The 24654-nt window shown below is 69.6% G+C and carries 28 protein-coding genes; 9 read left to right on the top strand and 19 right to left on the bottom strand.

From position 1 onward, the window contains the following. Positions 1 to 24: 24 nt before the first annotated feature. Positions 25 to 654, bottom strand: a complete 630-nt coding sequence (locus OHU74_RS14990) for a hypothetical protein (RefSeq protein ID WP_330296916.1) — start codon at positions 652 to 654, stop codon at positions 25 to 27. Positions 655 to 945: 291 nt separating this feature from the next. Then, positions 946 to 1476: a hypothetical protein gene (locus OHU74_RS14985; RefSeq protein WP_330296915.1), complete on the bottom strand. Its 531-nt coding sequence runs from the start codon at positions 1474 to 1476 to the stop codon at positions 946 to 948. 389 nt (positions 1477 to 1865) lie between these two features. On the opposite strand from OHU74_RS14985, the gene OHU74_RS14980 reads away from it, so the two are divergent. Further along, a complete protein-coding gene (locus OHU74_RS14980) occupies positions 1866 to 2213 on the top strand; it encodes a helix-turn-helix transcriptional regulator (protein ID WP_330296914.1) in 348 nt (115 codons plus the stop codon). A 112-nt stretch (positions 2214 to 2325) separates the two neighbouring features. After that, positions 2326 to 2709, top strand: a complete 384-nt coding sequence (locus tag OHU74_RS14975) for a hypothetical protein (RefSeq protein WP_330296913.1) — start codon at positions 2326 to 2328, stop codon at positions 2707 to 2709. On the opposite strand, the gene OHU74_RS14970 is transcribed toward OHU74_RS14975, so the two are convergent. Beyond that, positions 2687 to 3922 (bottom strand): MFS transporter, encoded by a 1236-nt coding sequence (locus tag OHU74_RS14970; protein WP_371616364.1) that lies wholly within the window; start codon positions 3920 to 3922, stop codon positions 2687 to 2689. The genes OHU74_RS14975 and OHU74_RS14970 overlap by 23 nt on opposite strands. A 5-nt stretch (positions 3923 to 3927) precedes the next feature. Next, entirely contained in the window at positions 3928 to 5280 is a 1353-nt protein-coding gene (locus tag OHU74_RS14965; protein WP_371616363.1) for an NAD(P)-binding domain-containing protein, read from the bottom strand. A gap of 114 nt (positions 5281 to 5394) precedes the next feature. Between OHU74_RS14965 and OHU74_RS14960 the strand changes: the two genes are divergently transcribed. Both OHU74_RS14960 and OHU74_RS14955 read left to right on the top strand, forming a co-directional pair. Then, the gene (locus OHU74_RS14960) at positions 5395 to 5760 is read left to right on the top strand and encodes an ArsR/SmtB family transcription factor (protein ID WP_371616362.1); all 366 of its coding nucleotides are present in this window, start codon (positions 5395 to 5397) and stop codon (positions 5758 to 5760) included. Next, positions 5757 to 6251: an N-acetyltransferase family protein gene (locus OHU74_RS14955; protein ID WP_371616361.1), complete on the top strand. Its 495-nt coding sequence runs from the start codon at positions 5757 to 5759 to the stop codon at positions 6249 to 6251. The genes OHU74_RS14960 and OHU74_RS14955 overlap by 4 nt, the downstream gene beginning before the upstream one ends. Before the next feature lie 31 nt (positions 6252 to 6282). Here the strand turns inward: OHU74_RS14955 and OHU74_RS14950 are convergent, their stop codons facing one another. From OHU74_RS14950 to OHU74_RS14940, 3 genes are read right to left on the bottom strand one after another with little or no spacing between them, the layout of a single operon-like run. Next, positions 6283 to 7323 carry an ArsO family NAD(P)H-dependent flavin-containing monooxygenase gene (locus OHU74_RS14950; RefSeq protein ID WP_371616360.1) on the bottom strand — a complete coding sequence of 347 codons (1041 nt, stop codon included), beginning with the start codon at positions 7321 to 7323 and terminating at the stop codon, positions 6283 to 6285. Beyond that, entirely contained in the window at positions 7320 to 8096 is a 777-nt protein-coding gene (locus OHU74_RS14945; protein ID WP_371616359.1) for an aquaporin, read from the bottom strand. The genes OHU74_RS14950 and OHU74_RS14945 overlap by 4 nt, the downstream gene beginning before the upstream one ends. Positions 8097 to 8135: 39 nt before the next feature. Then, on the bottom strand, positions 8136 to 8450 hold the full coding sequence (locus tag OHU74_RS14940; RefSeq protein ID WP_371616358.1) for an ArsR/SmtB family transcription factor: 315 nt from the start codon (positions 8448 to 8450) through the stop codon (positions 8136 to 8138). Between the two features lie 107 nt (positions 8451 to 8557). On the opposite strand from OHU74_RS14940, the gene OHU74_RS14935 reads away from it, so the two are divergent. The 3 genes from OHU74_RS14935 (at position 8558) to OHU74_RS14925 (ending at position 10876) form a co-directional block, all read left to right on the top strand. Then, entirely contained in the window at positions 8558 to 8989 is a 432-nt protein-coding gene (locus OHU74_RS14935; RefSeq protein WP_330296897.1) for an arsenate reductase ArsC, read from the top strand. A gap of 7 nt (positions 8990 to 8996) precedes the next feature. Further along, complete coding sequence (gene trxB, locus OHU74_RS14930; RefSeq protein WP_371616357.1) at positions 8997 to 9989, top strand: thioredoxin-disulfide reductase; 993 nt, start codon at positions 8997 to 8999, stop codon at positions 9987 to 9989. 221 nt (positions 9990 to 10210) lie between these two features. After that, a complete protein-coding gene (locus tag OHU74_RS14925; protein WP_371616356.1) occupies positions 10211 to 10876 on the top strand; it encodes a class I SAM-dependent methyltransferase in 666 nt (221 codons plus the stop codon). Positions 10877 to 11017: 141 nt separating this feature from the next. On the opposite strand, the gene OHU74_RS14920 is transcribed toward OHU74_RS14925, so the two are convergent. From OHU74_RS14920 to OHU74_RS14910, 3 genes are all read right to left on the bottom strand, one after another. Further along, positions 11018 to 11707 carry an ATP-binding cassette domain-containing protein gene (locus OHU74_RS14920; RefSeq protein WP_371616355.1) on the bottom strand — a complete coding sequence of 230 codons (690 nt, stop codon included), beginning with the start codon at positions 11705 to 11707 and terminating at the stop codon, positions 11018 to 11020. Further along, on the bottom strand, positions 11695 to 13413 hold the full coding sequence (gene pstC / locus OHU74_RS14915) for a phosphate ABC transporter permease subunit PstC (protein ID WP_371619691.1): 1719 nt from the start codon (positions 13411 to 13413) through the stop codon (positions 11695 to 11697). Before pstC ends, OHU74_RS14920 begins: the two co-directional genes overlap by 13 nt. A gap of 119 nt (positions 13414 to 13532) precedes the next feature. Continuing rightward, positions 13533 to 14450 (bottom strand): phosphate ABC transporter substrate-binding protein, encoded by a 918-nt coding sequence (locus OHU74_RS14910; RefSeq protein ID WP_330296893.1) that lies wholly within the window; start codon positions 14448 to 14450, stop codon positions 13533 to 13535. Positions 14451 to 14703: 253 nt separating this feature from the next. Between OHU74_RS14910 and OHU74_RS14905 the strand changes: the two genes are divergently transcribed. Then, on the top strand, positions 14704 to 15114 hold the full coding sequence (locus tag OHU74_RS14905; RefSeq protein ID WP_371616354.1) for an ArsR/SmtB family transcription factor: 411 nt from the start codon (positions 14704 to 14706) through the stop codon (positions 15112 to 15114). A 59-nt stretch (positions 15115 to 15173) separates the two neighbouring features. Here the strand turns inward: OHU74_RS14905 and OHU74_RS14900 are convergent, their stop codons facing one another. From OHU74_RS14900 to OHU74_RS14880, 5 genes are read right to left on the bottom strand one after another with little or no spacing between them, the layout of a single operon-like run. Beyond that, complete coding sequence (locus OHU74_RS14900; protein WP_371616353.1) at positions 15174 to 15881, bottom strand: hypothetical protein; 708 nt, start codon at positions 15879 to 15881, stop codon at positions 15174 to 15176. Beyond that, on the bottom strand, positions 15878 to 16249 hold the full coding sequence (locus OHU74_RS14895; RefSeq protein WP_371616352.1) for a hypothetical protein: 372 nt from the start codon (positions 16247 to 16249) through the stop codon (positions 15878 to 15880). The genes OHU74_RS14900 and OHU74_RS14895 overlap by 4 nt, the downstream gene beginning before the upstream one ends. Further along, the gene (gene gpmI / locus OHU74_RS14890) at positions 16246 to 17775 is read right to left on the bottom strand and encodes a 2,3-bisphosphoglycerate-independent phosphoglycerate mutase (protein ID WP_371616351.1); all 1530 of its coding nucleotides are present in this window, start codon (positions 17773 to 17775) and stop codon (positions 16246 to 16248) included. The genes OHU74_RS14895 and gpmI overlap by 4 nt, the downstream gene beginning before the upstream one ends. Then, positions 17772 to 19082, bottom strand: coding sequence for a 3-phosphoshikimate 1-carboxyvinyltransferase (gene aroA, locus OHU74_RS14885; protein ID WP_371619690.1), 1311 nt, complete (start codon positions 19080 to 19082; stop codon positions 17772 to 17774). The genes gpmI and aroA overlap by 4 nt, the downstream gene beginning before the upstream one ends. Before the next feature lie 35 nt (positions 19083 to 19117). Then, positions 19118 to 19435, bottom strand: a complete 318-nt coding sequence (locus tag OHU74_RS14880; RefSeq protein WP_371616350.1) for a hypothetical protein — start codon at positions 19433 to 19435, stop codon at positions 19118 to 19120. Positions 19436 to 19981: 546 nt separating this feature from the next. On the opposite strand from OHU74_RS14880, the gene OHU74_RS14875 reads away from it, so the two are divergent. After that, a complete protein-coding gene (locus tag OHU74_RS14875) occupies positions 19982 to 20953 on the top strand; it encodes a LuxR C-terminal-related transcriptional regulator (protein WP_371616349.1) in 972 nt (323 codons plus the stop codon). Positions 20954 to 20955: 2 nt separating this feature from the next. On the opposite strand, the gene OHU74_RS14870 is transcribed toward OHU74_RS14875, so the two are convergent. The 4 genes from OHU74_RS14870 to OHU74_RS14855 form a co-directional block, all read right to left on the bottom strand. Further along, entirely contained in the window at positions 20956 to 21936 is a 981-nt protein-coding gene (locus OHU74_RS14870) for a hypothetical protein (protein WP_371616348.1), read from the bottom strand. A gap of 166 nt (positions 21937 to 22102) precedes the next feature. Further along, positions 22103 to 23698 (bottom strand): GNAT family N-acetyltransferase, encoded by a 1596-nt coding sequence (locus OHU74_RS14865; RefSeq protein WP_371616347.1) that lies wholly within the window; start codon positions 23696 to 23698, stop codon positions 22103 to 22105. A gap of 92 nt (positions 23699 to 23790) precedes the next feature. After that, positions 23791 to 23994, bottom strand: coding sequence for a hypothetical protein (locus tag OHU74_RS14860; RefSeq protein ID WP_371616346.1), 204 nt, complete (start codon positions 23992 to 23994; stop codon positions 23791 to 23793). 241 nt (positions 23995 to 24235) lie between these two features. Beyond that, positions 24236 to 24586 (bottom strand): ArsR/SmtB family transcription factor, encoded by a 351-nt coding sequence (locus OHU74_RS14855; RefSeq protein WP_371616345.1) that lies wholly within the window; start codon positions 24584 to 24586, stop codon positions 24236 to 24238. Positions 24587 to 24654 lie beyond the last annotated feature (68 nt).

Genomic DNA, 24654 nt, shown 5'->3' with positions numbered 1-24654 from the left:
GCGTGGTGGGGCGAGCCAGCCTGACTAGGTGCGGGCCGCCGGCCCTCGGAGCGAGCTCACGAGGGTCCCGTACGCCTGCATGGCTGCCACGAAGGTGTCATCGGGCAGCGCCATGGTCGCTTCGACCGAGCTGAGGAACAGGCCTGATGCCGGAGCGGCGGGGGGTGGGGGTGTGGGGATGGAGCCCGGGAGGTGGGCCATTCCGTCCTCGTCCACGTGGACGATCAGGGCGTAGTCGAGCCAGTCCACGAGGTAGAGCCCGCGTTCGGGCGCCGTCGCCGGTAGCCCTTGGCTGAGCTCTTCGGCGAGTGTGATCCTCTGTCGCGGTCCTTGTCGCAGGAGACGCTTGGCCGCCTTGGTGAACCAGGTGGACTGCCAGTGGTCATGCAGGAAGAGGCGAGCGCGGGCGGAGTCCTCCGTCCGGAGCCGCGTCAGCCGAAAGCCGGCAGTGGTGATGGAAAGGGATCCGTGGTGAGTCTCCAGCAAGCCGGCCTGACGAAGAAAGCCCTGCGAGGAGGAGACGTTGTGGGGGCTGAGCCCCACCTTGTCGGCGATCTCTGCAACCGGGATGGCCAGCCGGTCGTCGCCGCCCAGTTCGGCGACCGCGTCGACCACCTTCAGCTGCCGCAGGGTGGTCATTCCGCCGGTGGGCATGATGTTCCGGACTTTGTTCGCGGCACTCATCGAACACCCCCGTGGGAGTGCTGGAGCGGCCAGCTGCTGCTGACCCGTAGAGGCAAGTGGTGCATGAATGCGTCCGATGGCATGGCGTGGGCCCTCATTGGTGATCGAGTGCTGAATGCACAAAATTCCCGAGGGCCGGGCGGGCCGCTACTCCATGACCTAGCCTGGAGGCGGCGCGTGGGCCCTCAGCTGACGTGTCACGGCGTCGCCAGGGTCTAGCCACCCGGGCGGCGCCTTTTTCTGTGTGGGAGATGGTGATCTCTACGTGCGCGGCTCCTTGATGGCCAGCCGGTAGACCCCGCGGCCGACAATGAGGACCTTCCCCCTGGCTCGCAGATGGCTGGCGCAGTTGGTGATCTGCCGAGGTGTCGCGTCCGGACGCTCCAGCTGAGCATGGGCGACGATCTTGGAGGTCGGCGTATCCAGGCCGTCCGCGAGCGCTTCGAGGACCAGCTCCGTGAGGGACTTCGGCTCCGTGTCGACGTTGGAGCCGGAGCTCTGCGGGCCCGCAGGATTCGGGTGTTCACCTGGATCGGCCGTCGGATGCGAGGGCTGCTCCACTCCCAAGAACTCCTCGGCCTGGCGAACGGTGTCGCTCACGGCCGACAGTCGTACGTCGGCCGACAAGAGAGCTCGCTCCGCTTCTTCGAAGCGACGCTGGAGGTCGACCATCTCTTGTCGCACCTCAGCCAACACGCCGGTCGCGATGACCCATTTGGCGTGCTCCCCGGCCTGGATCTCCCGCAGGTGTTCAACGAGAGGGTGCGCGGACCCCGCACCTGTTGTGGTCATGCTCCGCTCCCCTCTGATGATCCACCCACAAGCTAGCGAGCCTTCGCGCGCGCCGCAGGGAAACGCAGAGATGCGAGCGAGCCGATTCTCTGGAGTTTGGGCGCAACTCCGTTGCGCGTGGGTCATGTTGCGGGCCACGACTCTTATGGCTTGCTCGATGTCTCTGGTCTCGGTACATGTGAGAACGCTTGCCGGAGTGCCGCATCGGGCGCGCGTAGTAGCCGAGTGGCGCGTGCGGGCCACGGCGGTGGCGTCGCTCGCCGACACGGAGTGCTCCTGAACCTTGGAATGTGTCGGGCGGACAGGGCGTGGACCTCTACTCTGGTCCTTACTTGCAACAGGCGAGAGGTCTCCGCGACGGGATCCGAGGCGAGGGAAGGGTCGGCCCCATGGGTACGTGGGATGATCTCGGCATGCCCCGGAGCAGCAACGACAAGCAGCCGCGCGACTACGTCGTGGACGGCGCTTGGCCCAATGCCGCTCTCGCTCCCGATGCGCCAGTCAGTGCCTACTACGGCCAGTCCCTCTCCCGGAACCTCGCGCGGGCCATGTCCTCTACCGGGCATACGCTACGCAGCCTCGCGGCGGCGACGGGCCTGACGCATTCGACGATCAGCAGGGTGCTCAACGGCAGGGTCATGCCGGACTCGGGCACGCTCGCCCGGTTGGAAGCGTCCTTCGGGTTCCAGGTCTGGCCCGGGCCGGCGGCGTTGCCGCCGACGCCGCCCGAGTCCTGAGTTTGCAGGCTACCCACCCGTTCGGTCCGCCCGGAGTGCGTCGCGCTCCCGACGGGCCATTCTTTTTCTTGTGGCTATGTATGCACCAAAGGTGCGACGTGAGGTGTACCTCGTGTGCTTCGACGAGTTTCACCGGCTGGGCCTCGTCCAGTACTCGCCGGGGCTGATGAGTCTCCCCCTGAGGGCGTGCGCGCCGGGCGAGTCGTACAGGGCGGCTGCCTGTCGGCTCGCTGCCGGCTCGGCTTTCCGCTTCGGTGGGACGGTGGCCCGGCTGGACGTTGTGCCGTCCGGCGGCGGCGTACGGCGCAACGCGCGGCTGTTCACGGTTCACGTCGAAGGGGGCCGCTGGCCATCGCAGTTGTGGCTTCCGTGGCGCCAGGCGCTCGGGGAAGTGGCGCACCTCGGAATCCCCGAGCTCGAGCCGTTCCTGGAGGGCTACCTCGAAGGCTGGATCCCGGACGGCTGGATCACGCTCACCCCGGATGGGCACCACTGACCGGGTGCGGTTTCGCCGCTGAAGCCACGGCGAGGAGCATCGCGAGGATCGAGATGCATGCGAGGGCCGCGAAGAGAGCGGTGTGGCCGCCGAGTTGGCCGGCAAAGGCGGCTCCGGCCCAGGGGGCGAGGGCTGCGGCGATGTGGGCGGGTGCGCCGAGAAGTCCTGAGAGGCGGCCGTAGTGCGTGGTGCCCCAACGGTCGGTGACCGCGGTGGCCTGCAGGAGTGTGAGGTTGCCGCGGACGACTCCGGCGAGGATCGCGAGGGCGATCAGGAGTGGCATAGGGCCTGGGGTGAAGGCCAGTGATGCCGTCGTCGCGCCGCCGAGGGCGATGAGGACGGCAGTGCGGGTCGTGACCGAGGTTCGGGTGGCGAGGGCCGAGTAGAGCGTGCGGCCGAGGGTCTGGCCTGCCCCGCCGAGGCCCAGGGCCCAAGCGGCTTGCGTCGCAGTGGCGCCGCGTTCGGTGAGGAGCGGGATCAAGCCCATGACGACCGCGTACATGGCGAATCCGGAGAGCGTGAAGGCCGTGGCCAGCAGGAGGAAGGGGCGGCTTCGCGGGATGGATGTTGTGCGGTCCGAGGAGGGCGGTGGCGGTGGGGCAGCCGGCCAGGGAGCGCGCAGGGCCAGGGCGTGTGCGGGGATGGTGACGGCGGCCAGGATCACGGCGAGGACGGCGTACGTGGCCCGCCAGCTCAGGTGCTCCGCGATGGCTGCCGTGAGAGGTGCGAAGACGGTGGAGGCCAGTCCGCCCGCGAGGGTGACGACGGTCAGGGCGCGGATGCGGTCGGGGCCCCACCAGCGGGTGAGGGCGGCGAAGGCTGGTGGATAGAAGGTGGCGGCCATGGTCAGGCCCGCGAGGACCCATCCCAGGGTGAAGACGGCCAGGTTGGGGGCGGTCGCGATGACGAGGAGTGCGAGCGTGCCCAGTGCGGAGCCGGCGGTCATTACCGCGCGCGGCCCTCGGTGGTCGAGGATCCGGCCGATGGGGATTCCGGCTACGGCCGAGACCAGGAGCGCGAGGGAGAACGCGCCCGTTGCCGCGTTGGTGGACCAGCCGGTTTCGGCGGTCAGGCGCGGGAGCAGGACGGGGAAGGCGTAGTAGACGATGCCCCAGCTGGTGATCTGCGTGGCGCAGAGGGCGGGCAGGACGGCGCGCGGCCGCGACCGGACCCCCGTCCCGGTCGCGGCCGCGTCGGCCTGGGTGCGTCTCACGGAGGTCAGCAGCCGCCGGATGAGGCCGGGGCGCCGATCGTGAGCGTGGCGGGGGCTGCGCAGCAGCCGCCACCGCTCGCCTCGGCGGCTGCGGGCTGGTCGAAGAGGCCGGCTCCGCCGCAGACTCCGGTTTCGGGGAGGGTGAGCTCGACGCGTTCTGCGGCTTCGTGGTCGCCGGCGAGGTGGGCGGCGATGGAGCGGACCTGCTCGTAGCCGGTCATGGCGAGGAAGGTCGGGGCGCGGCCGTAGGACTTCATACCCGCCAGGTAGACGCCCTTCTCCGGGTGGGAGAGCTCCTTCACGCCGTGGGGGTAGACCGTGCCGCAGGAGTGCTGGTTCGGGTCGATCAGCGGGGCGAGGTCCACGGGAGCCTGGAGCCGCTCGTCGAGGGCGAGGCGCAGCTCGTCCACGAAGGTGAGGTCGGGGCGCAGGCCGGTGAGGACGATGACCTCGTCGACCGGGTCCAGGCGGCGGCCGTCCTCGGCGACCAGGACCAGCTGGTCGCCGTGGCGCTCGACGGCGTCAGTACGGAATCCGGTGACCGCGTCGGCGTGGCCGTTGTCGACGGCGGCCTTGGCGGCGAGGCCGAGGGCGCCGCGGGCAGGCAGTTGGTCGGCGGAGCCGCCACCGAAGGTCGAGCCGCTGATACCGCGCCGCAGGATCCACACCGTGTGGGTGCCGGACTCCTCCTTGGACAGTTCCGCCAGGTACGCGAGCGCGGTGAAGGCGGAGGCGCCGGAGCCGATGACGGCGGTGCGCTTGCCTGCGTAACGGGCGCGGACGGCCGGGTCCTTGAGATCGGGGATCCGGTACGAGATCCGGTCGGCTGCGGCCTTTTCGCCGAGGGCGGGCAGGCCGTCGCCGCCGATCGGGCTGGGCGTGGACCACGTACCGGAGGCGTCGATGACGGCGCGGGCGGTGAGGCGCTGCTCGGTGCCGTCGGCGTTCAGGATGCTGACGGTGAAGGGCTGGGCCTCGCGGTCGGCGTCGACGATGCGGTCGCGGCCGAGGCGGGAGACGCCGGTGACCTGGGCGCCGTAGCGGACCTTGTCACCCAGAACGTCTGCGAGCGGCTGGAGGTACCGCTCGGCCCAGTCCGCGCCGGAGGGGTAGGTCGCGCCGTCGGGGGCGGTCCAGCCGGTGGGCACCAGGAGCTTCTCGGCAGCCGGGTCGACGAGCTCGGACCAGGTGGAGAAGAGCCGTACGTGACCCCACTCGCGTACCGCGCTGCCGGCGGCGGGCCCCGCCTCAAGGACCAGGGGCTCGATGTCGCGCTCGACCAGGTGGGAAGCCGCGGCGAGGCCGGCGGGGCCGGCGCCGATCACGATGACGGGCAGGGCTTCGGTGGGTGTGGTCACGGCAGGCTCCCCAGTTGATTCGATAGACGTCGATGTCTCGATGCCACCAGGGTGGACCCTGGATCGACATTCGTCAACATAGACATTCGTCGAATCCCGTCTGATGATGGATGCATGTCCACTGCGAAGCTGCTGCCACTGCTGGAGCTGGAGGCCGTGGCCCCCTGCTGCCCGCCCCTTACCGAACGCCCACTGACGGCCGACGAGGCCGAGCGGAGTGCGGTGATGTTCAAGGCGCTCGGCGACCCGGTCCGCCTGCGGCTCTTCTCCCTGGTGGCCTCGCACGAGGGCGGGGAGGCCTGCGTGTGCGACATCTCCGACGTGGGCGTCTCCCAGCCGACCGTCTCCCACCACCTGAAGAAGCTCAAGGACGCCGGGCTCCTCTCCTCCGAGCGGCGCGGCACCTGGGTCTTCTACCGGGTGGAGCCCGCCGTTCTCGCCGCCATGGGCGCTCTCCTGACGCGGGCCGGTGGGGCGTGAGCCTGCACATCGAGCCTCTGACCTGGGCGCACGCGGACGACGTCCTAGCGATCTACCAAGCCGGGATCGACGAGGGCAACGCCACCTTCGAGGCCGCCGCCCCCAGCTGGGCGGAGTTCGACGCGGCGAAGCTGGCCGAGCACCGCTTCGGCGCGATCGGCCCTGACGGGAAGCTGCTCGGCTGGGTGGCGGCGTCGAAGGTGTCCGACCGGTGCGCGTACGCGGGCGTGGTCGAGCACTCCGTGTACGTCCACCCCGGCGCCCGGGGCCGTGGAGTCGCCCGTGCGCTGCTGGACGCGTTGATCGCCTCGACGGAGGCGACGGGCATCTGGACGATCCAGTCCGGGATCTTCCCCGAGAACACCGCGAGCCTGGCCCTGCACCAGCGGGCCGGTTTCCGTGTCATCGGCACCCGTGAGCGCATCGGCCGCCACCACGGCGTGTGGCGCGACGTGGTCCTGCTCGAGCGTCGGAGCCCGCGGATCAGTTGAGCTCGCCGTTCATTCCCGCTCCAGTGCGGTTTCAGGCGCTGAGGAGTCCGGTGATCTCACGGACCGCTTCGCGCGCTGTGCGGCCGACGCCGATGAGGGTGGCGGACGCGGGGCCGGTCCAGTCGCCGTAGCCGAGGAAGTGGATGCGCGGGTCGGCCACCGAGCGGGTGCCCTCGGTGGGGATGCGGCCGCCCTCGGTGCGAAGGCCCAGCGGAGACAGGTGTGAGAGTGCGGGCCGGAAGCCGGTGCACCAGATGATCGCGTCGCAGGGCCAACTGCTGCCATCGGCCCAGCGGGCTCCGTCGGCCGTCAGGCTGTCGAACATCCGGTGGTCGGGGATGAGTCCGGCGTCTCGGGCGGCCCGTACGGGCGGGACGGCGACGATGTCACCGAGGTCCGAGATGCGCGGCCCGCCGGACTGAACGCGCCGCGTGGCCAGTTCGAAGAGGGCGCTGCCGTCGATCTCGTCCGGAAGGTAGCGGGCGGGCCGTTGAGTGACCCAGTGGACGGTGGCGTGCGGGGCGAGGTCGGCTGCGGCCTGGGCGCCGGAGTTGCCGCCGCCCACGACGATGACGCGCTGTCCCGCGTAGTCCCAGGGGCTGCGGTAGTCCGCCGTGTGGTGCTGGCGGCCCTGGAAGTGCTCGCGGCCGGGGACGGCGGGCAGGAAGGGACGCCACCAGGTGCCGGTCGCGCTGATCACGGCGCGGGCCGTGAACGCGCCGGAGTCGGTCTCCACCTGTAGGAGAGGGGCCTGGTCGCGGACGGCCTCGACGCGGACGCCGTGCTGGATGGGGAGTTCGTACCGCTTCTCGTAGTCGGCGAGGTACTCCAGCACGTGGGAGACGTCCGGGAACGTCTTGCCTGCCTGCGGTGGCATGAGCCGGCCGGGCAGGGAGGAGTAGGCAGCCGGGGAGAACAGGTGGAGCGAGTCCCAGCCGTGCTGCCAGGCCCCGCCGGGGGAGCTCTGGGCATCGAGGATGGTGAAGTCGATGCCCGCCCTGCGCAGGTAGTAGCCGGCGGCGAGCCCTGCTTGGCCGCCGCCGACCACCACCACGTCCGTGTGGCGCGTCATGCGGCGGGCTGCCCGCTGCCGGTCTTGCCGCGCATGAAGATGACTGAGACCAGGGCCAGGCCCAGCACGACGCCGATCAGCTGCATGCCGATGAAGCCGGTCACCGAGGCGGGGGCGATGCCCGCGAAGGTGTCGGTGAACGCGCGGCCGATCGTCACCGCCGGGTTGGCGAAGGAGGTGGAGGAGGTGAACCAGTACGCGGCGCCGATGTACGAGGCCACCGCGACGGGTGCGAAGCGCAGGCGGTCAGTGCGGGCCAGGCCGAAGATCAGGATGATCAGGCCCGCCGTGGCCACCACCTCGCCGAGGAGGAGGTTCCCGGCGGAGCGGTCGTGGGTGGACCACTTCACCAGTGGCTCGCCGAACATCGCGTCCGCGAGGATGGAGCCCGCGATGGCGCCGACGATCTGCGAAGGCACGTAGACGGCCAGCTCGCGGGCGGTGACTCCGGCGCCGCCGCGGCGGGCGGTCCACCACTCGGCCAGGGTGACGGCCGGGTTGAAGTGGGCTCCGGAGACCGGGCCGAGGAGGGCGATGAGGACGCCGAGGCCGAAGACCGTGGCCGTGGAGTTGGCCAGGAGCTGGAGCGCTACGTCCTGAGTGAGCTTCGTGGCCTGGATGCCCGATCCGACGACGATCGCGACCAGCGCGGCAGAGCCCACCAGCTCGGCGGCGGCGCGGGCGATCAGCGGGGTGCGGGGCGGAGTCGCGCCGGGTGCGGGCTGGGGCTCGTCACCGGCTATGGCGTCGGCGGCGGGCTCGGGGGCGGTCAAGGCAGGTTCTCCTCGGGCAGGTGAGGCAGAGCGGGAAGGCTAGGGACAGGACCGCTTGGAGTTCGATTCGGCGGTGAGGCGCGCGGCGGACGCGAGGCTGGCGAACTGACCGGCGAGCGTTTCGATGACTTCCGGGCGGAGTCTGTAGTAGATGAAGCGGCCGCATGGTTCGGTTTCCACGACCCCGGCCTCTCTGAGCACCTTCAGGTGGTTGGAGAGGTTGGTCTGCTTGGCGCCGGTCTCCTCGACCAGGTGCGTGGTGCAGAGCGTCTCCCGGGCGAGCAGGGTCACGATCTGGAACCTGATCGGATCGGCCAGAACCCGGAGCAGATCAGTGTCGACTGACGTCATCATGGACTGATACTGTCACATCACCCAGGGCTGATACCAGTCCGGGCTGAGTCATCGCCGCCTGAGCGCGATGGACGGCCCCGTTGACCCTGCCGATGAAGGAAGAACCGATGTCCTCCACCCCGCTCGCGTCCGTGTTGTTCGTCTGCATCCACAATGCAGGCCGCTCGCAGATGGCCGCCGGCTTCCTGCGTCACCTCGCGGGCGACCGGGTCGAGGTCCGCTCGGCCGGCTCCGTGCCGGGTGAGCAGATCAACCCCTCGGCCGTCGCCGCCATGGCCGAGCTGGGCATCGACATCTCCGACCAGAAGCCGAAGGTCCTCACCCCCGAGGCCGCGCAGGCGTCGGACTACATCATCACGATGGGCTGCGGCGACGCCTGCCCGTACTTCCCCGGGAAGACCTACCTCGACTGGCAGTTGGAGGACCCGGCCGGCCAGGGAGTCGAGGCCGTACGCCCCATCCGCGACGAGATCAAGGGTCTCATCGAGGGCCTCATCGCAGAGATCGACGCCAAGAACACGCAGAAGCAGGAGAGCTGACCGCATCATGACGACCAACCCGACAGGCGCGCAGGACGACGTGCGCGAGGTCATCATCATCGGCTCCGGCCCGGCCGGTTACACCGCCGCCCTCTACACGGCCCGCGCGCAGCTGAAGCCCCTACTGTTCGGCAGCTCCATATTCGTCGGCGGTTCGCTCACCACGACCACCGAGGTCGAGAACTTCCCCGGCTTCCCCAGCGGCATCGACGGCCCCGACCTCATGGACAACATGCGGGCCCAGGCCGAGAAGTTCGGCGCCGAGATGATCGACGACGACATCGTCTCCGTCGACCTCAGCGGGGACATCAAGCTGCTGACCGACTCCGAGGGCACCGTCCACCGCGCGAAGGCCGTGATCATCGCGACCGGCTCCGGCTACCGCAAGCTCGGGCTGCCGAACGAGGACACGCTCTCCGGGCGTGGAGTCTCCTGGTGCGCGACCTGCGACGGGTTCTTCTTCCGCGACCGCGACATCGTCGTGGTCGGCGGTGGCGACACCGCGATGGAAGAGGCCACCTTCCTCACCCGCTTCGCCCGCTCGGTCACCATCGTGCACCGACGCTCCACCCTGCGCGCCTCCAAGGCCATGCAGGACCGGGCGTTCGCCGACGACAAGATCTCCTTCGCGTTCGACAGCGAGGTCGCCGAGATCAAGGAGACCGGCGGCATGCTCTCCGGCCTCGTCCTGCGGGACGTCCTCACCGGCGAGACGAGGGAGCTCGACGTCACGGGCCTGTTCGTCGCCATCGGCCACGACCCCCGTACGGAACTCTTCGCCGACCAGCTCGAACTGGGCGGTGAGGGCTACCTCAAGACCCAGGCCCCCACCACCCGCACGAACATCCCCGGCGTCTTCGGCGCGGGCGACGTGGTGGACCACATCTACCGCCAGGCCATCACTGCGGCCGGATCCGGCTGCGCCGCCGCCCTGGACGCGGAGCGGTACCTCGCCGCGCTGGCCGATGTACGAACGGAAGCCCTCGTGCCGGTCGCGTGACAGCCGTGGAGGGTACGGAGCGGTCGCCCAGGTGGCTTGGTTCGCGAGTTGCGGCAGAGATTGTTCAGGGCTTTGGGAGGTATCCGGTTCTGGTCGAAGCCGATGTTCACTCAGAACCGACAGCACTGGCAGCGGGCGGGCGAGGCGACGGCCTGGGGCCCTCTAGGGTGGCCTGACGGGGGCCGGTTGTTCGATACCGGCTCGGTCAGGAGGGCGTCAGCGTGTCGGAGTCGGAGCAGGAGCTGGCCGAGGTTCAGCGGGCGCACTGGCAGCAGACCTACGGCGCGCACCCTGGCATGTACGGCGAGGAGCCGTCCGAGCCGGCAGTCCGTGCCGTTGCCGTCTTCCGGGCCGCCAGTGCCCGCGAGGTGCTGGAGCTGGGGGCAGGCCACGGTCGTGACGCGCTGTACTTCGCCCGTGAAGGCTTCTCCGTGATGGCCACCGACTTCAGCCCGGTCGGTCTGGATCAGCTGCGCGAGGCCGCCGCCGCCCAAGGCATCGCCGGACGCGTCAGCACGGCTGTTCACGACGTACGCGAGCCCCTGCCGCTCGCGGACGCCTCGGCGGATGCCGTGTTCGCGCACATGCTGCTCTGCATGGCGCTGTCCACCCAGGAGATCCACTCTCTGGTCGCGGAGGTACGACGGGTACTGCGGCCGGGTGGAGCCTTCGTCTACACCGTCCGCCACACCGGGGACGCCCACTACCGGGCCGGTACCGGGCACGGAGACGACATCTGGGAGCACGGCGGCTTCGCCGTCCACTTCTTCCCCCGCGACCTCGTCGACGACCTCGCCGAAGGCTGGAGTCTCGATGAGGTCGCCTCGTTCGAGGAAGGCGGCCTCCCCCGACGGCTGTGGCGCGTCACCCAGACCGTCCCCAGGTGAGTTCTGCCTGAAGCTCAGCGCTGTTCGTTCCCGTAGACAGAGCCACTCAGGTGACAGACGCCGGGCCCGGTCCATCGTGATTGCGACACGATGGACCGGGCCCGGTTCCCGTTCTTTGTTCCGGATCTCGGAGCCCTGTGCTCAGGCGGCTGCCGAGCAGAGCGTCACGGTTTCCGGCAGTTCCAGACGTACCGTGCGGTCGCAGAGCCGCTCCACCTGCGCCGGATCGTGCGAGACCAGCAGGACCGTGCGGTTGCCGCGCAGGGCGGCCACCGACTCCTCGACCGTGTCCCGGCTCCGCTCGTCCAGGGCGCTGGTGGGTTCGTCCAGCAGGAGGGCCGCAGGTTCCAGGGCCAGGGCACGCGCCAGGCACAGCCGCTGACGCTGTCCGGCGGAGAGCGTCTGAGCCGGGGTGTCCAGCCGGTTGCAGACCTCGCTCCACAAGCCCGCCTCACGCAGGGCCTGTTCGACGCGGTCGCGCATGTCCGCCCGGGACGCACGCACCAGGTGGCGGAGTCCGAAGAGGGCGTTGTCCAGGATGCTCCCCCCGAAGACCACGGGCGTCTGCGGCACCAGGACGACGGTGCTCCGCAAGCCGGAGTCGCCCTTGCCGCGGCGGACGGTCCGCCCCAGCACCTCCACGTGGCCGTCGCGGGTGAGACCGTGGGGCAGCAGGTCGACCAGAGCGCGCAGCACCGTGGACTTGCCCGCGCCGGAGGGGCCGCACAGGCCGGTGGTCGATCCACTGGTCAACTCGAAGGTGACCGGGCCCACCAGGGTCTTCTTGCCGTCGAGAACCCGCAGGTCCCGGACTGCTATCACGTTGTCCATCGTCGTGCTCCTTCGAAGCGGTTGCGCAGTGCCACCGCCAGGCTGAGAAGCACTGCGGTGATCAGGACCAGTACCAGAGCGCTGCCCCACGCCTGGGTGACCGCCTCCGGGGCACCCGAGTCCTGGGACAGGGTGAAGATGTGCGTCGGCAGCGCCTGCACCGGGGAGTCGACGATCCCGGTCGGAAGGGCGGGCGCCCCGAAGAACACCGTGGCGGTGAAGATCAGGGGAGCCGTCTCACCCGCCGCCCGGGCCAGGCCGAGCAGCAGTCCGGTGAGCGTGGCCGGCCAGGTGTAAGGGATGACCACGGAGCGGATGTACTGGGTACGGGACAGACCGAGTGCCAGGGCGCTCTCGGTGAGCTCGCTCGGCATGCTCCGGATGCGGCCCGCGGTGGTCAGGGCGATGACCGGTACGACCACGGGGACCAGTACGACGGCCCCGGCCAGCCAGGACCGGCCCCAACCCATGGCTGTGGAGAAGATGACGTATCCGGCCAGGCCCAGCAGGATGGTCGGTGTCCCGCCGATGGCCACGGTGAGGGTCTCCAGCACGCGTGCTGTCCTCGCGGAGGCTTGGGCGCCGATCAGCACGCCCGCCCCGTAGCCGAGGGGCAGCGCGATCAGGGCCGTTGTGGCCAGCAGGAGGAGCGTGCCGACGATCTGGTCACGTACACCGCCACCGGCCGCGCCGGTGGAGGACGTGAGCCAGAAGGCCGGGTTGAGTGCGGAGCTGCCCCGTGTCACGAGGATGGCGAGCATTCCGACGAGCAGGGTTCCCGGTAGCAGCAGGGCTCCCAGCCGGAGCAGCGTCGTGAGCCGGTCCCGTGGAATGCGCAGCCAGGAGGTGGCCCGGTGGGCGCGCAACCCGCGCTTTACGGAACGGCTCGATGTCCTGCGCGTGCCCCACACCGTGGCCGCGGCCACCAGGACGAGCAGGATGACGCCCAGACCGCACAGCGCCGCGAAGTAGGGACCGGAGGTTCCCGCGAGCATCGGCTCGGGGCCGGCCAGTTTGGTGGTCAGTGTCTGACCGGGGTGCACCAGGGAGGAGAGGAACTCTCCGAACGACTTCGGAAGTCGTCCGTCTGCCCGTCCGATGACGAGGAAGACCGCGATGGCCTCGCCGAGGGCCCGGGCCAGACCGAGCAGGACACCGGCACGCATGCCCGCGCGGGCTTGGGGCAGCACGGCCGACCGTACGACTTCCCGGCGGGTCAGGCCGAGGGAGTAGGCGGCCTCCCGGTAGCGGCTGGGTACGGCGGCCAGGGCGTCGACGCTGACCGCGACGATCGTCGGCATGATCATCACGGCGAGGACGATGCCCGCGGCGAGCAGGCTGTCGCCGCCCGGGACGTCACCCAGAGCCGCGACGAACGGCCGTACCACCATGATGCCGATGAGGCCGTAGACGATGGAGGGCACCGCCGCCAGGAGCTCGATGCTCAGCCTCAGGGGTCGGGCCAGGCGGGGCGGCAGGTACTCCGACAGCGCGATGGCCGCCGACCAGCCGACCGGAACGGCCAGCACCAGCGCGAGGACACACACGACGGCCGAACCGTAGATCATGGCCAGAGCGCCGAAGGCCGCGTTGTCCGGGCTCCACGTCGGGTCGCCGATCAGGGCGAGCCAGTCGACGTCACCGCTCGCGATGCCGGTGACGAGATATCCGATCAGCACCGTCAGGACGAGGGCCACCGAGAACATCCCGGTGTACACCCAACCCCAGACCCATCTCGCCCGCCCGGGGCGGCCGCCCGTGACGGGCGGCCGCAGCGCGGCGGGGCGGGGCGCCTTGGGCGGGCGCTCCAGAGTGAGAGCCACGGTCACATCCCCATCTGCTCGCGGGTCAGGTAGCCGTGCTTGGGCAGCAGCTTCTGGCCTTCCGCCGAGAGGATGTAGTCGATGTACTCCTTGGCGGAGCCCTGCGGCTGGCCATTGGTGATCACGAACAGCGGTCGGGTCATCGGGTACTTCGAGGACTTCACGTTCTCGAGGGTGGGAGCGACACCGTCCAGGGGCACGGCCACCAGGCCGTCATGGCCCTCGATGAAGCCGGTCGACAGCGGGCCGACGGAACCCCGGGTGGATTCGAGCTTGTTGAGGGTCTCCAGGTTGCCGCCGACGACCGCGTAGTTGTCGGACTGCGGCGGCGGCGGGGGCTTCTCGCCACCGTAGACGAACTTGTCGAGCACCTCGCGGGTGCCGCGACCGGGCTCCTTGTCGTAGACGAAGACCTTCACGTCCGGGCCGCCGACCTGCGACCAGTTGGTGATCGTGCCCTCGAACAGGCCCTTCACCTGCTCCTTGGTGAGGCTCTTGACGCCGCCGTCGGCGACCTCCTTGGTGACGATGATGCCGACCGCGTCCGCACCTATCTGCGTCGGGACGAAGTCGGTCTTGGGGTAGGTCTTGCGGTCCTGGTCGGACAGGGGCTTCGAGCTCAGCGCCACCTTGATCTGGCCGGCGCCGAGCTGGGAGATGCCGCCGGCCGAGCCGCCCTGGGTGGCCACCGTGATCTTCAGCCCCTTGGACTTGAGAGCCTCGGCGGCGTCCGATGCGACCGGGGCGACGGTGGTCGATCCGCTGGCCTGCAGCGCGGCCGAGTCGGCGCTGGCGGAACCCGCGCAGCCCGTCAGCACGGTTGCGAGAAGCAGCCCGGCGGAGGCGGCGAGGGTCTGCCGCGTGCGCTTTCCGGAGAGGAGGGACGGTGCCCGGCGGGGCTCGGTGGTGGTGAAGGACATGGCTGTGCCTTTGCTGGTGAACAGTGGATTGACTGAGAGCGGAGGGCAGGTGAATCACCCTGCGATCACGAGTCTGCTCAGTGGGATGCTGCAGGTGAAGGGGGTGCGGGTGGCAGCAACCGCGTACGGCACCCACCTGCCTGGTGGGGCGTCCGGAGTGCGGCTTGGGCCGAGTTGAACGGCAGGCAAATAATGGCTGAATAGGATCATCTGTGATGTCGGACGTTCAGGCGGCCGTCATAGGGTGATCCGCATGCCCGTAGAACAGGCGACCGGCCACCCCTCGGAACTCCTGCCCTTCATCGACGAGGACCCGACCTGCGGGCCGCCCCTCGATGTGGACCCTCTGCCCCGCGAACGGGCGGAAGCTCTCGCACGGAATCTCAAGGGCATTTCCGACCCGACACGGCTGCAGATCCTCAGCGTCCTGCTGGCGGCCCCGGAGGGCGAGGCGTGCGTATGCGATCTGACGCCGCTCCTGGGCCTGGCCCAGTCCACCGTGAGTCAGCACATGAAGATGCTCGTGGATGCCGGCCTGGTGCGCCGCAGGAAGCGCGGTACATGGGCCTGGTACGCGGTCACGCCCGAGCGGCGTGCCGTACTCGACGCTCTGATCTGGGGCGATGAGGGGACAGAGGCAGGGAACGCAGAAGCCCCCGAGTAGGCCATGGCGGAGACATGACTTGCTCGGGGGCGCGGTGGGACTGACTGTCAGAAGGCCCGTCAGACGGTGACGGCTGCGTGAGCAGCCACCTCCGCCGCGAACGCCTTGATCAGCGGATGGATGTTGCCGGGGCCTGAGACCAGCTCCGGCTGGAAGAGCGTGCCGATGAAGAACGGGTGGCCGGGGACCTCGGCGGCGCGCGGGGCGCCTTCGGTGTCCCAGCCGCTGAAGAGGACGCCGGCATCGGTGAGCCGGTCCACGAACTCCGAGTTCAGGCCGTACTTGCAGTGGTACGTCTCGGTTGTCAGCTCGGCGTCGTCGTAGACGGCGGCCAGCCGGCTTCCGGCCGTGAGCAGGAGCGGTGACTGCTCGCCCGCCAGGCAGCAGCTGAGCGGCACGATCAGCGGCGTCGGCGCCTCCGGGTCGTACTGGACGTCGTCCGCGTCGGTCAGGCCGACGACGGTACGGGCGTACTCGATGAGGGCGTGCTGGAATCCCCCGCAGGTGCCCAGGTAGGGGATGCCGTTCTCGCGGGCGTGCCGGACGGCGGACAGGACTCCGTCCTTGTTCTCGTACGGGGAGCCGGGTACGACCCAGATCCCGTCGAAGCCCTCCAGGGACTCGGGGCCGGTGACGTTTTCGCTGGGCACCCACTCGGTGTCCACGTCCAGTTCGCCGCGGAAGGAGTCGAGCCGGGCATGGGCGGGGGACTTGCCGTGGTCGCCGATCAGCGCGATGCGCGGCCGGGATCCGGTGGCGGTGGTCATGCGGGCTGCTCCTGTGCGGTGTCGGGTCGGTGGCCGTCGCGGGTGATCCGTCCGAGGCGGACGTGGGCGTACGGGGCGAGGCGTGCGACGAGCTGGCCGTCGCGCTCGCTCGTGGTGGAGGCGCCGCCGAGGAAGAGCAGCGGGTCGTCGCCGTCCGGCAGCAGTGCCTCGGGGAACAGGTCCTGGTCCTCGCCGGTGCCGTTGCGCACCGTCAGGACGTGGACCCGGCCGTCGGCGTCGCTGGCCACGTATGCCTCGAGGGCGGGGCTGCCGGCGTCAACGATGCGTACGTACGCGTCGTCGGCGAAGGCGGGGGCGAAGACGGGGCCGCCCTGGGTCGAGTGGGTGAGGGTGGCGATTGCGGTCACAGCAGACTCCGGCCGGTCATGGCGGGGCCGCTCGGGCGGCCCAGCAGGTGGAGGACGGTGGGTGCGATGTCGGCGAGGCTGCCGCCGTCGGCGAGGTGCTCGCCGATGAGCTGGCCGGGGGCCGGGACGACGACGGCCGGTACGGGGTTGGTGGTGTGGCCGCCGTACGGGCGCGGGGATCCGTCGCGACCGGGCTTCGACATGCGCTCGGCGTTGCCGTGGTCGCCGACGAGCAGGACCCAACGACCGGTCGCCGCTGCGGCGGTGAGGATCTTCTCGACCTCGCGGTCCGTGTGCTCGGCGGCCTTGACGGTCGCGTCGTGGTCGCCGGTGTGGCCGACCACGTCGATGTTGGCCAGGTTGGCGATGACCAGTGCCACGTCGTCACGCCGGGCGGCGGCGGTGATGGCTTCGGTGACCTGGCCGAGGTTCATCTCGGGCCGGGCGACGTAGTCGGGAGCGGCGTCCGCGGTGATGCGGACGTGCTCCTCGACCTCGCGGACGCGGTCGTCGCGGCCGTTGACGTAGTAGGTGACGTGCTCGAACTTCTCCTGTTCGGCGATGCGCACGGAGCGCAGGCCGTGGGATTCGAGTACGTCGGCCAGCCCGCCGGAGGCGTCCGCGCGGCCGACCAAAGCGGGGATGTTCGCCTTGGTGTCGTACTGGGTCAGGGACAGGACGTCGACGTGCGCGTCGGTGAGGATCTGGACGAGGTCGTCGGCGAGCTGCTGGATGCGGTCGCTGCGGAAGTTGGTGAACAGGATGGTGTCGCCGTCGCGGACGGTGGCGAGCGGCTCGCCGTCGGCGCCGGTGAGGACAGTGGGGGTGACCCACACGTCCCCGTTCTCGGCTCCGGCCAGCACCTGCCCGTAGTCGCGGGCGGTGGCGCCCTTGCCGTCGGCGATGGCCTCGCTGACCTTCGCGGTCAGCTCCAGGTCTCCGCTCTTGTCGAGGCCGTAGCCCCTGCCGGACACGGTGGCCAGCGCGCCGACGCCCGTCGAGGCGAAGAACTCCTCGACGCGGGCCAGGAAGTCGCCGGCAGTTTGATCGGCGACGTCTCGGCCGTCGGTGATGGCGTGTGCCCAGACGTGCTTCACACCGCGGGACGCCGCGATGGACAGGAGCGCGTGGAGGTGGTCGACGTGGGAGTGGATCATCCCGTCGGAGACCTGGCCGACGAGGTGGAGGGCTCCGCCGTTGGACGCCAGCCGGTCGAGGGCTTCGGTCAGGCGGGGGTTGTCGCCGAGTTCCCCGTTGTCGATCTGCCGCTGGACCAGGACGCTGTCGTAGTCGAGCGGCCGGCCGGCGCCGATGACCATGTGGCCGATCTCGGAGTTCCCGACGGTGCCGGGCAGCAGCCCCACGTGCTCACCTGACGCTTCCACGAAGGTGGAGGGGTGCTTGGCGGCGATGGCGTCGAGCACCGGGGTGTGGGCGTTGGTGAGTGCGTTGCCGGGTCCGGGGGCGGCGTGGCCCCAGCCGTCGAGGACGAGCAGGATCCCGTTGGTGCGTGCGTCGCCGGTCATCGCAGGGTGTCCAGGGTGTTCCAGAAGGCCGGGAAGGACTTGGCGACGCAGCCGGGCTCGTTGATGACGACGCCGGGGGTGCGCAGGCCGATGATCGCGAAGGTCATGGCGATGCGGTGGTCGTCGTAGGTGTCGATGACCGCGCCGTGCGGGGTGCCGCCGTGGATGGTCATGGCGTCGTCGTACTCGTCGACGGTGATGCCCATCTTGCGCAGCTCGGTGGTGACGGCCGCGATGCGGTCGCACTCCTTGACGCGCAGGCTGGCGATGTTGGTGATGTGGGTCTTGCCCTGGGCGAAGGCCGCGACCGCCGCGAGGGACGGGACGACGTCGGGCATGGCGTCCATGTCGACCTCGATGCCGTGCAGGTCGCCGCCCTTGACGGTGATGGAGTTCTCAGTGATCTCCACGTGGGCGCCCATCCGGCCCAGGACCTCGGCGAGGCCGACGTCGCCCTGGTGGGAGGTGGATCCGATACCGGGGATGGTGACACGGCCGCCGAGGATCGCGGCCGCGGCGATGAAGTACGACAGGCCCGACGCATCGGGCTCGACGACGGCGTGGCCGCCCTTGAAGGACTGGCCGGCCGCGACCTTGAAGCTGCGGTAGCCGTCGCGCTCGACGGTGATGCCGTGCTCGGCGAGGGTCGCCAGCGTCATCTCGACGTACGGCTTGGAGACCAGTTCGTCGACGATCTCGATCTCGGTGTCCTGCTGGGCGAGGACCGAGCTGATCAGGATCGAGGAGGTGTACTGGGAGGAGATGGCGCCAGAGATCTTCGTCTTCCCGCCGACGAAGTTGCCGCCGGTGACCTGGATCGGCGGGGAGCCGTTGCCGCGGACCGCGACCGCCTGGACGCCGAGGCCCGGGAGGGCCGCGAGCAAGTCGCCGAAGGGGCGCTCCTGCATGCGGGTGTTGCCGGTGATGGTGGTGATGCCCTCGGCGAGACCCGCCATGGAGATCAGGAAGCGCAGCGGGGTGCCGGCACCGCCGACGAAAATGTCGTCCTCGGGGGCGACCATCGGCTTGCCGGTGGGGGTGAGGGTGAAACGGTAGTTCTCGTGGTCGACCTCGACGCTCACGTGCCCGAAGGAGGCGACGGCGTCGGCGAAGTAGATGGTGTCGTCGGAGACGAGAGCCCCGTCGATCACACCGGTCTTGCCGTCGAGGGCTGCGAGGGCCGCGATGGCGATCTGCCGGTTGGTGTAGCTCTTGGAGCCGAGGACCTTCACCTCGTGGTCGATCGAGGCGATGGTCTCGACGGCGAGCTGGTCGTCCTTCAGGCGCGGGTCGTTGAGAGCGCTCATGGCGTGGGACTCCTGGTGCTGGTGGGTGATCTGGGTCACGCGAAGATGGCGCCCGAGCCGGGCATGGCGTCGGGAAGTTGAGGGGTGGCGGCAATTCGCCAATGCGCCAAGGTGGGGCTGGAATTCAGTGCGCGGCGGCAAATCTCGGCCGCGGCGGACAATGCGCCGTCCAGGGTGCTGGTGCGGTGGAAGAACGTCAGCTCGACGCGTCCGGAAGTCGTCTTCGCATGGACGTGTTCGAGGTCGTCCGCTGGCATTGCGGCAGCCCAGACGATGTCCGTCACCACGGCCGATTCGAGCTCCGCGCCCGCGCCCTCGCGGGCCGCGACGAGCGTGGCGGTGGCCATGAACATGGGCCCTCCCGGCCGGGCGGTAATTCCTGGTACGGACCACACGTGCTGGTCTGCTTCGGCCTGAGTGACGGCGCTGTAGTGCTCTGTGTGGCGGCACTTGGGGCCGCAGCCATGCCCGCCGGCGGGCGAAAAGCCCAGCGCGACAGCGGCGGCTCTGTTGATCAGGCGCAGGGCTCTCCGCGCAGCGGGCATGGCTGTCCTCCGGGTGATGGGGTGGTGGATTTCGCTTCGTTCAGGGGGCGTTCTCGACGCGCTGCGGATTTCGTTTCCGAGGACATCCGCTGCCCTGTGATCACCAGTTTGCTGAGCATTCGGAGGGGGTGGAAGAGATCCGTGCTGGCATGAAGTGCGACCGGCAGGCACCTGCCTGAAGATGGCGCGAAACTCGGCCTCCAGCGCCTCGGGGGGCGCCCACCGGGGTGCTCACCCTGCGGACATCTCTTGTCTGGCGGATCTCTGACCTGCCAAGATCGGCACCCGCCGATGAACGAGATGGTTTGTCTCGATATATGAGACATCAAGCGGGGGGTCGCTGTGCTGGCGAGTTTGGGACTGGATACCAAAGCGGAGTCGGTCTACCGGCTGATGCTCACCCACCAGGACTGGGGCGTCGCGGAAATCGCAGTCCACTTGGCCTGCCCCGAGGAATCCGTACGGAGTTCCCTGGACCAGCTGGCCGAACTGAACCTGCTGAGACGCTCCATGCAGGCACCCGGCGGACTCAGACCCGTCAGCCCGGACCTCGGCTTCCAGCTTCTCCTCCAGCGCCAGCAGGCCCATCTGCTCGCTCAGCAGCAGCAGTTCGCCGAAAGCCAGGCAGCCATCAGCAAGCTCCTGGGCGAGTACTCGGAACTGCGGACCGGTGAGCGGCACGGAGTCGAGTACCTCCAGGGCATCGACGCCATTCAGACCCGGCTCGAAGAACTCGCCCACCGTTCCACCAGTGAGTGCCTGTCCTTCATGCCCGGCGGCGCGCAGTCCGTGGCGAGCCTGGACGCCAGCAGGCCGCTGGACGAGGATCTGATGGGGCGGGGCGTACGGGTGCTGACCATCTACCTGGACAGCGTCCGCAACGACAACCCCACGGTCGAGTACGCCCAGTGGCTCCACGGCAATGGAGGAGAAGTTCGTACCGTGCCGGCCCTGCCCCTGCGGATGGTCCTCTTCGACCGCGAGGTGGCGCTGCTGCCGGTGGACCCGAACAACACCAAGAAGGGCGCGGTCCAGCTGACCGGCCCCGGAGTCCTGACCGCGCTGGCAGCCCTCTTCGAGCAGATGTGGGAGATCGCAGCCCCCATCGGCAGCACCCGCGACCGCGACGAGGCGGGCCTGACCGCGCAGGAACGTGAGCTGCTGCGCCAGCTCACGCAGGGCGCCACCGACGAGATCGCGGCCAAGAAGCTCGGCATCGGCCTGCGCACCGCCCGCCGCATGATGTCGGAAATGATGAGCCGCCTCGGCGCCCGCAGCCGCTTCGAGGCGGGCGTCCTGGCGTCGAAGGCCGGTTGGACGGACTGAATCTACGGCCCTAGGTAAGACATTAGGAGATCCGGACCGGTCTTGCGCAGTCGTGGAAAGACGAGCACGGCTGCGATGGCTGCCGGGATCAGGGACCACGGAGAGTCGACTCCGATCTTTCCGCCGTACCAAGTGCCCAGCCAGCCGACTGCGCCCACGACCATCAGGGTGATCACGAGATGGAGGGTCTCCCTCAAGGCGGTGTGGTCCGTCACCGGCTCCAGGCCCTTGAGTTCCTCATCGGAAAGCAGAGCGCCTAGCCGACCGGCTGCATAGTTTTCCGCGATGCTGATGAGGAGCCGTGATAGCTCCCTCGCACCGGCGATCGGATCTGTGTCGAGCTGCAGTTCAGCCTTGCGGAGCGCGGAGACCACAAGGCGGGCGTGGAGAGTTAGGTGTTTGCGCCGCGGCGAGCTCCGCGGAACCGTTCCGAAGCGATAGGGGCCTCGGAGGACCGAGCGCTCAGCGAGGCGAAGATCCTTCGAGACCAGCCCCACCTGAGCAGTGTGGACGCTGGCAGGTGATGTCACCAGGTGGGCACAGGAGCCGATCACTCGGAGAGCCAAGGCAACAGGTGTGGACTGCCGGATGGCCCGCAAGCTTCCTCGGCCCAAATAGGTGACCCAGAGCCTCCAGAGAACAGGCCACGAGTACATGAACGTGACCAAGAAGATCGGGACAAGCATGTCGGACATCGCCCAGGAAGGCGCGCGGACCACGGTGACGATAACCAGAGCCTGGAGCGCGCAGGCGTTGACCAGGGTGCCAATCAGCAGGACCTGATTGGCGTGAGCGACGGCAAACGCCCGCCTGGCAGTGGAACGGCGCACAGCGGCAGGCGGCTCAGGCCCTAGCCCAGTCGCTTCGAGGTCCTCCCTCAGCATTTCAGTCTGGGTGGCGATGTGTTGGCGGAACCTCGGCCAGTTGCTTCGGGCTGTGCCTCTGATATGCCACCAGGTAAGTCGACGAACGCTGTTGAGCACCGTGCCCCCTCCATCACTTTCCCTTCCAGGAGGGTTACATCGAGGGGCGTGTCGGAGCCGCGCAGTTGCCGACCTGTAACGCCGGAGTCTGGTGCCTGAACGGCCCGTAGGCCCGGCGCGCATCGCGCACCGGGCCTGCTCTGGGGATGTGGACATGTGGACGGGGTCAGCCGCAGCAGCCGCCCTCCGGCTGGAGGGGCTCGATCGGCGCGTAGGCGGAGCCGCCGAGGAGCTTGGCCTTAAGGCGGCCGATCGCCGTGGTCGGCGCTTCCGCCGTGGTCGCGCCGAGCGCATCGCGGCGGGCCTGGCCGAAGGCTGCGTGGAGCTTGGCGACCTCGGGACGCAGCTCGGTGTCGGTGACGAGGATCGCCGATCGGATCTGGCGGGGCTTGAAGCCGCGCAGCCGCTTGGCCTCGTCGGCGCCCGGGCCGGCCTCGATGGAGGTGACGCCCTCGGCGTACGCGTCACGCAGCGGGCGGTCCAGGACGAGCTCGAAGTAGATGCCGCTGCGCTCGCCGAGTGACTCGTAGTCGAAGCCTGCCCACTTCACGAACAGGCGCTTGCCCTGGCGGACGGTCACCGAGACGGCGGCGACCTCGTCGTCCTTGTAGGCGAGGTAGGCGCGGACGTCGGCGTCGCCCTCCACGAGCGCACGGAGCAAGGCGCCGATGTGCGCCTCGTCCTCACCGCCGCCGCCGTACTTCTGCCGGTTCTGGGTGATCAGCTCGGAGATCCGGCCGACCAGCGGGCGCAGTTCCTCGCGGTCCTTGCGTTCGATGCGGGTGCCCGAATTCGCGGCCCGGTCGCGGTCCTCCTTCACGCGGCGCCGCTTGCGGGCCGGGAGTGAGGCGAGGTAGGCGTCGTAGCTGTCGTGTTGGAGCTCCAGCAGGTTGTTCTCGCCGTGGAAGGCGACGGTGCCGCCGTACGCCTGGAGGGCGAGCGCGAGGACCTCGTTGTACGGGCTGTCGTGCAGCCACGGGGCGATGATCGACCGTACGCCCGACTCGGCGGCGGCCGGGACGATGCGGTCGATCAGGTCCGCGACCAGCAGCGGGTCCTCGACCGAGGCGGAGGCCTCGGAGCGGTAGCCGAGAGGGGAACCGAGCAGCAGCGCCGGGAAGAAGGCCTCCGTACCGAACGCCTCGACCGTTTCGTTGGTGCTGCCGCAGCAGCACGTGGACGAGCAGCAGGCGGCGGCGCCGTTCTTGGGCTGCCAGCCCAGGTAGGTGCGCGGGTCGGCGTCCACGACCGGGTCGGCGTCGAAGAGGAAGCCGGGCAGGAAGGCGAGTTCGCCCTCACCGCGGTCGGCCACGGTGTACCAGGGCTTGGCGCCTTCGAGGCTGGCCTCGGTGGCCTCCAGCCACTGCGGAAGGATGTACGGCGCCGGGTCGGTGACCTGCGGGACGCTGCCGCCGAGGGCCGTGACCGCGTCGTCGAGCGAGAGGCCGGTCCGTACGTCGGCCGGAGCTTCCTGCTCGGCGGAGCCACAGCAGGAGACGGGCTCGGGCTCGGCGGGGCCGCAGCAGCCGGTGGCCGGAGCGGGCTCCGGCTCGGGGGTGGCGGCCGGGCCGCAGCAACCGGAGGACTCCTCGGTCTTCGTGGGTGCGGGCTGCTCCGCTGTGCCGCAGCAGGAGGACTGCTCCTGCTCGGCGGCCGCGGGGGCCTCGGGGGCCGAGCAGCAGCCGGAGGACGCCGGCTCTTCCAGCACCACGAGCGCCGGGGCCGGATCCTCAGTGGTGGCGCTGCAGCAAGCGGTGCTCATCTCTCGTACTCCTTGGGTCACGACGGGGTGGGGTGAGGCGGGGTGTCTCGGGTCGAGGGGTGATGCGGGGAGTGAGGCAGCGGGTCGGGGGATCAGTCCCAGCCCGCGCCGTTGGTGGAGGGGTTGAGCGGGGCGGAGTCCCAGCCGGCACCGGCCAGCGTCATGGGGGCGGAGTCCCAGCCGGCGCCGGCCCGGGAGCCGAGCGCCGAGGAGCCCAGCGCGGAGGCGGAGCCGAGTCCGATCACGGCAACCAGGACGGTGGCGGCAAGGCTCATCGAGGTACGCGAAACAGACATGGCTATCCCCTTGAAAATGACGGTGGCTTTTTGGTGACCAGCGGCCTGCTGGCCGTTCCGGTGGTCCCGGGGGCTTGTCGCCCTTCCGGTGTTCATGAGTCTGTCCGAGGTCACCCAGGGTGCGGAAGAGATCACTGCTGGCAGGAAGCGCGCCCGGCACCCTCATGCCAAAACATGCCGAAGGGCCCGGTTGCCCACGCGTGGCGTGAAGTCAACGGGCCCTTGGCTGAAACGAGTTGGATCAGCTGGAAAGCAGCTCCGGTGAGGGGTCCAGTGCCTGGCACAGCACGGCCATGCTGCCGGTCGCGATTCGGTAGTACGTCTGGCGCCCGCGGCGCTCCCGCTCCAGGAAACCCGCCTCGAAGAGCACCTTGAGGTGGTGCGTGACCGTCGGCTGGGTCAGCCCCAGAGGCTCGGTGAGATCGCACGTGCACGCCTCCCCGCTCGGCTGGGTGCGGATCAGCCCGAGCAGACGCAGGCGGGTCGAGTCGGCAACGACCTTCAGTGCGGCCGCGAGATCGTCGGCGGCCTCATGGGTGAGCGGGCCGGCGAGCACGGGGGAGCAGCAGAGCTCCGAGATGGGCGTAGGCATACCCGATCCAACGACGGTCATCTATGGATTGTTCCCCAAAGATATTGACAGTCATCTATGTATCCGAC

Origin of the sequence: Streptomyces sp. NBC_00454 (genome assembly GCF_041434015.1) — a bacterium.
Lineage (GTDB): Bacteria > Actinomycetota > Actinomycetes > Streptomycetales > Streptomycetaceae > Streptomyces.
Note: the sequence above shows the minus strand (reverse complement) of the source record. Positions and strands in the feature narration are given on the sequence as shown.

Coding starts and splice junctions, on each gene's coding strand:
- OHU74_RS14905 (WP_371616354.1), top strand. CDS start 14,704: ATGCCCGTAGAACAGGCGACCGGCCACCCCTCGGAACTCCTGCCCTTC.
- OHU74_RS14920 (WP_371616355.1), bottom strand. CDS start 11,707: ATGGACAACGTGATAGCAGTCCGGGACCTGCGGGTTCTCGACGGCAAG.
- OHU74_RS14935 (WP_330296897.1), top strand. CDS start 8,558: ATGTCCTCCACCCCGCTCGCGTCCGTGTTGTTCGTCTGCATCCACAAT.
- trxB (WP_371616357.1), top strand. CDS start 8,997: ATGACGACCAACCCGACAGGCGCGCAGGACGACGTGCGCGAGGTCATC.
- OHU74_RS14985 (WP_330296915.1), bottom strand. CDS start 1,476: ATGACCACAACAGGTGCGGGGTCCGCGCACCCTCTCGTTGAACACCTG.
- OHU74_RS14860 (WP_371616346.1), bottom strand. CDS start 23,994: ATGTCTGTTTCGCGTACCTCGATGAGCCTTGCCGCCACCGTCCTGGTT.
- OHU74_RS14980 (WP_330296914.1), top strand. CDS start 1,866: ATGGGTACGTGGGATGATCTCGGCATGCCCCGGAGCAGCAACGACAAG.
- OHU74_RS14950 (WP_371616360.1), bottom strand. CDS start 7,323: ATGACGCGCCACACGGACGTGGTGGTGGTCGGCGGCGGCCAAGCAGGG.
- OHU74_RS14900 (WP_371616353.1), bottom strand. CDS start 15,881: ATGACCACCGCCACCGGATCCCGGCCGCGCATCGCGCTGATCGGCGAC.
- OHU74_RS14960 (WP_371616362.1), top strand. CDS start 5,395: ATGTCCACTGCGAAGCTGCTGCCACTGCTGGAGCTGGAGGCCGTGGCC.
- OHU74_RS14910 (WP_330296893.1), bottom strand. CDS start 14,450: ATGTCCTTCACCACCACCGAGCCCCGCCGGGCACCGTCCCTCCTCTCC.
- OHU74_RS14990 (WP_330296916.1), bottom strand. CDS start 654: ATGCCCACCGGCGGAATGACCACCCTGCGGCAGCTGAAGGTGGTCGAC.
- aroA (WP_371619690.1), bottom strand. CDS start 19,082: ATGAGCGCTCTCAACGACCCGCGCCTGAAGGACGACCAGCTCGCCGTC.
- OHU74_RS14880 (WP_371616350.1), bottom strand. CDS start 19,435: ATGTTCATGGCCACCGCCACGCTCGTCGCGGCCCGCGAGGGCGCGGGC.
- pstC (WP_371619691.1), bottom strand. CDS start 13,413: ATGTTCTCGGTGGCCCTCGTCCTGACGGTGCTGATCGGATATCTCGTC.
- gpmI (WP_371616351.1), bottom strand. CDS start 17,775: ATGACCGGCGACGCACGCACCAACGGGATCCTGCTCGTCCTCGACGGC.
- OHU74_RS14940 (WP_371616358.1), bottom strand. CDS start 8,450: ATGATGACGTCAGTCGACACTGATCTGCTCCGGGTTCTGGCCGATCCG.
- OHU74_RS14855 (WP_371616345.1), bottom strand. CDS start 24,586: ATGCCTACGCCCATCTCGGAGCTCTGCTGCTCCCCCGTGCTCGCCGGC.
- OHU74_RS14865 (WP_371616347.1), bottom strand. CDS start 23,698: ATGAGCACCGCTTGCTGCAGCGCCACCACTGAGGATCCGGCCCCGGCG.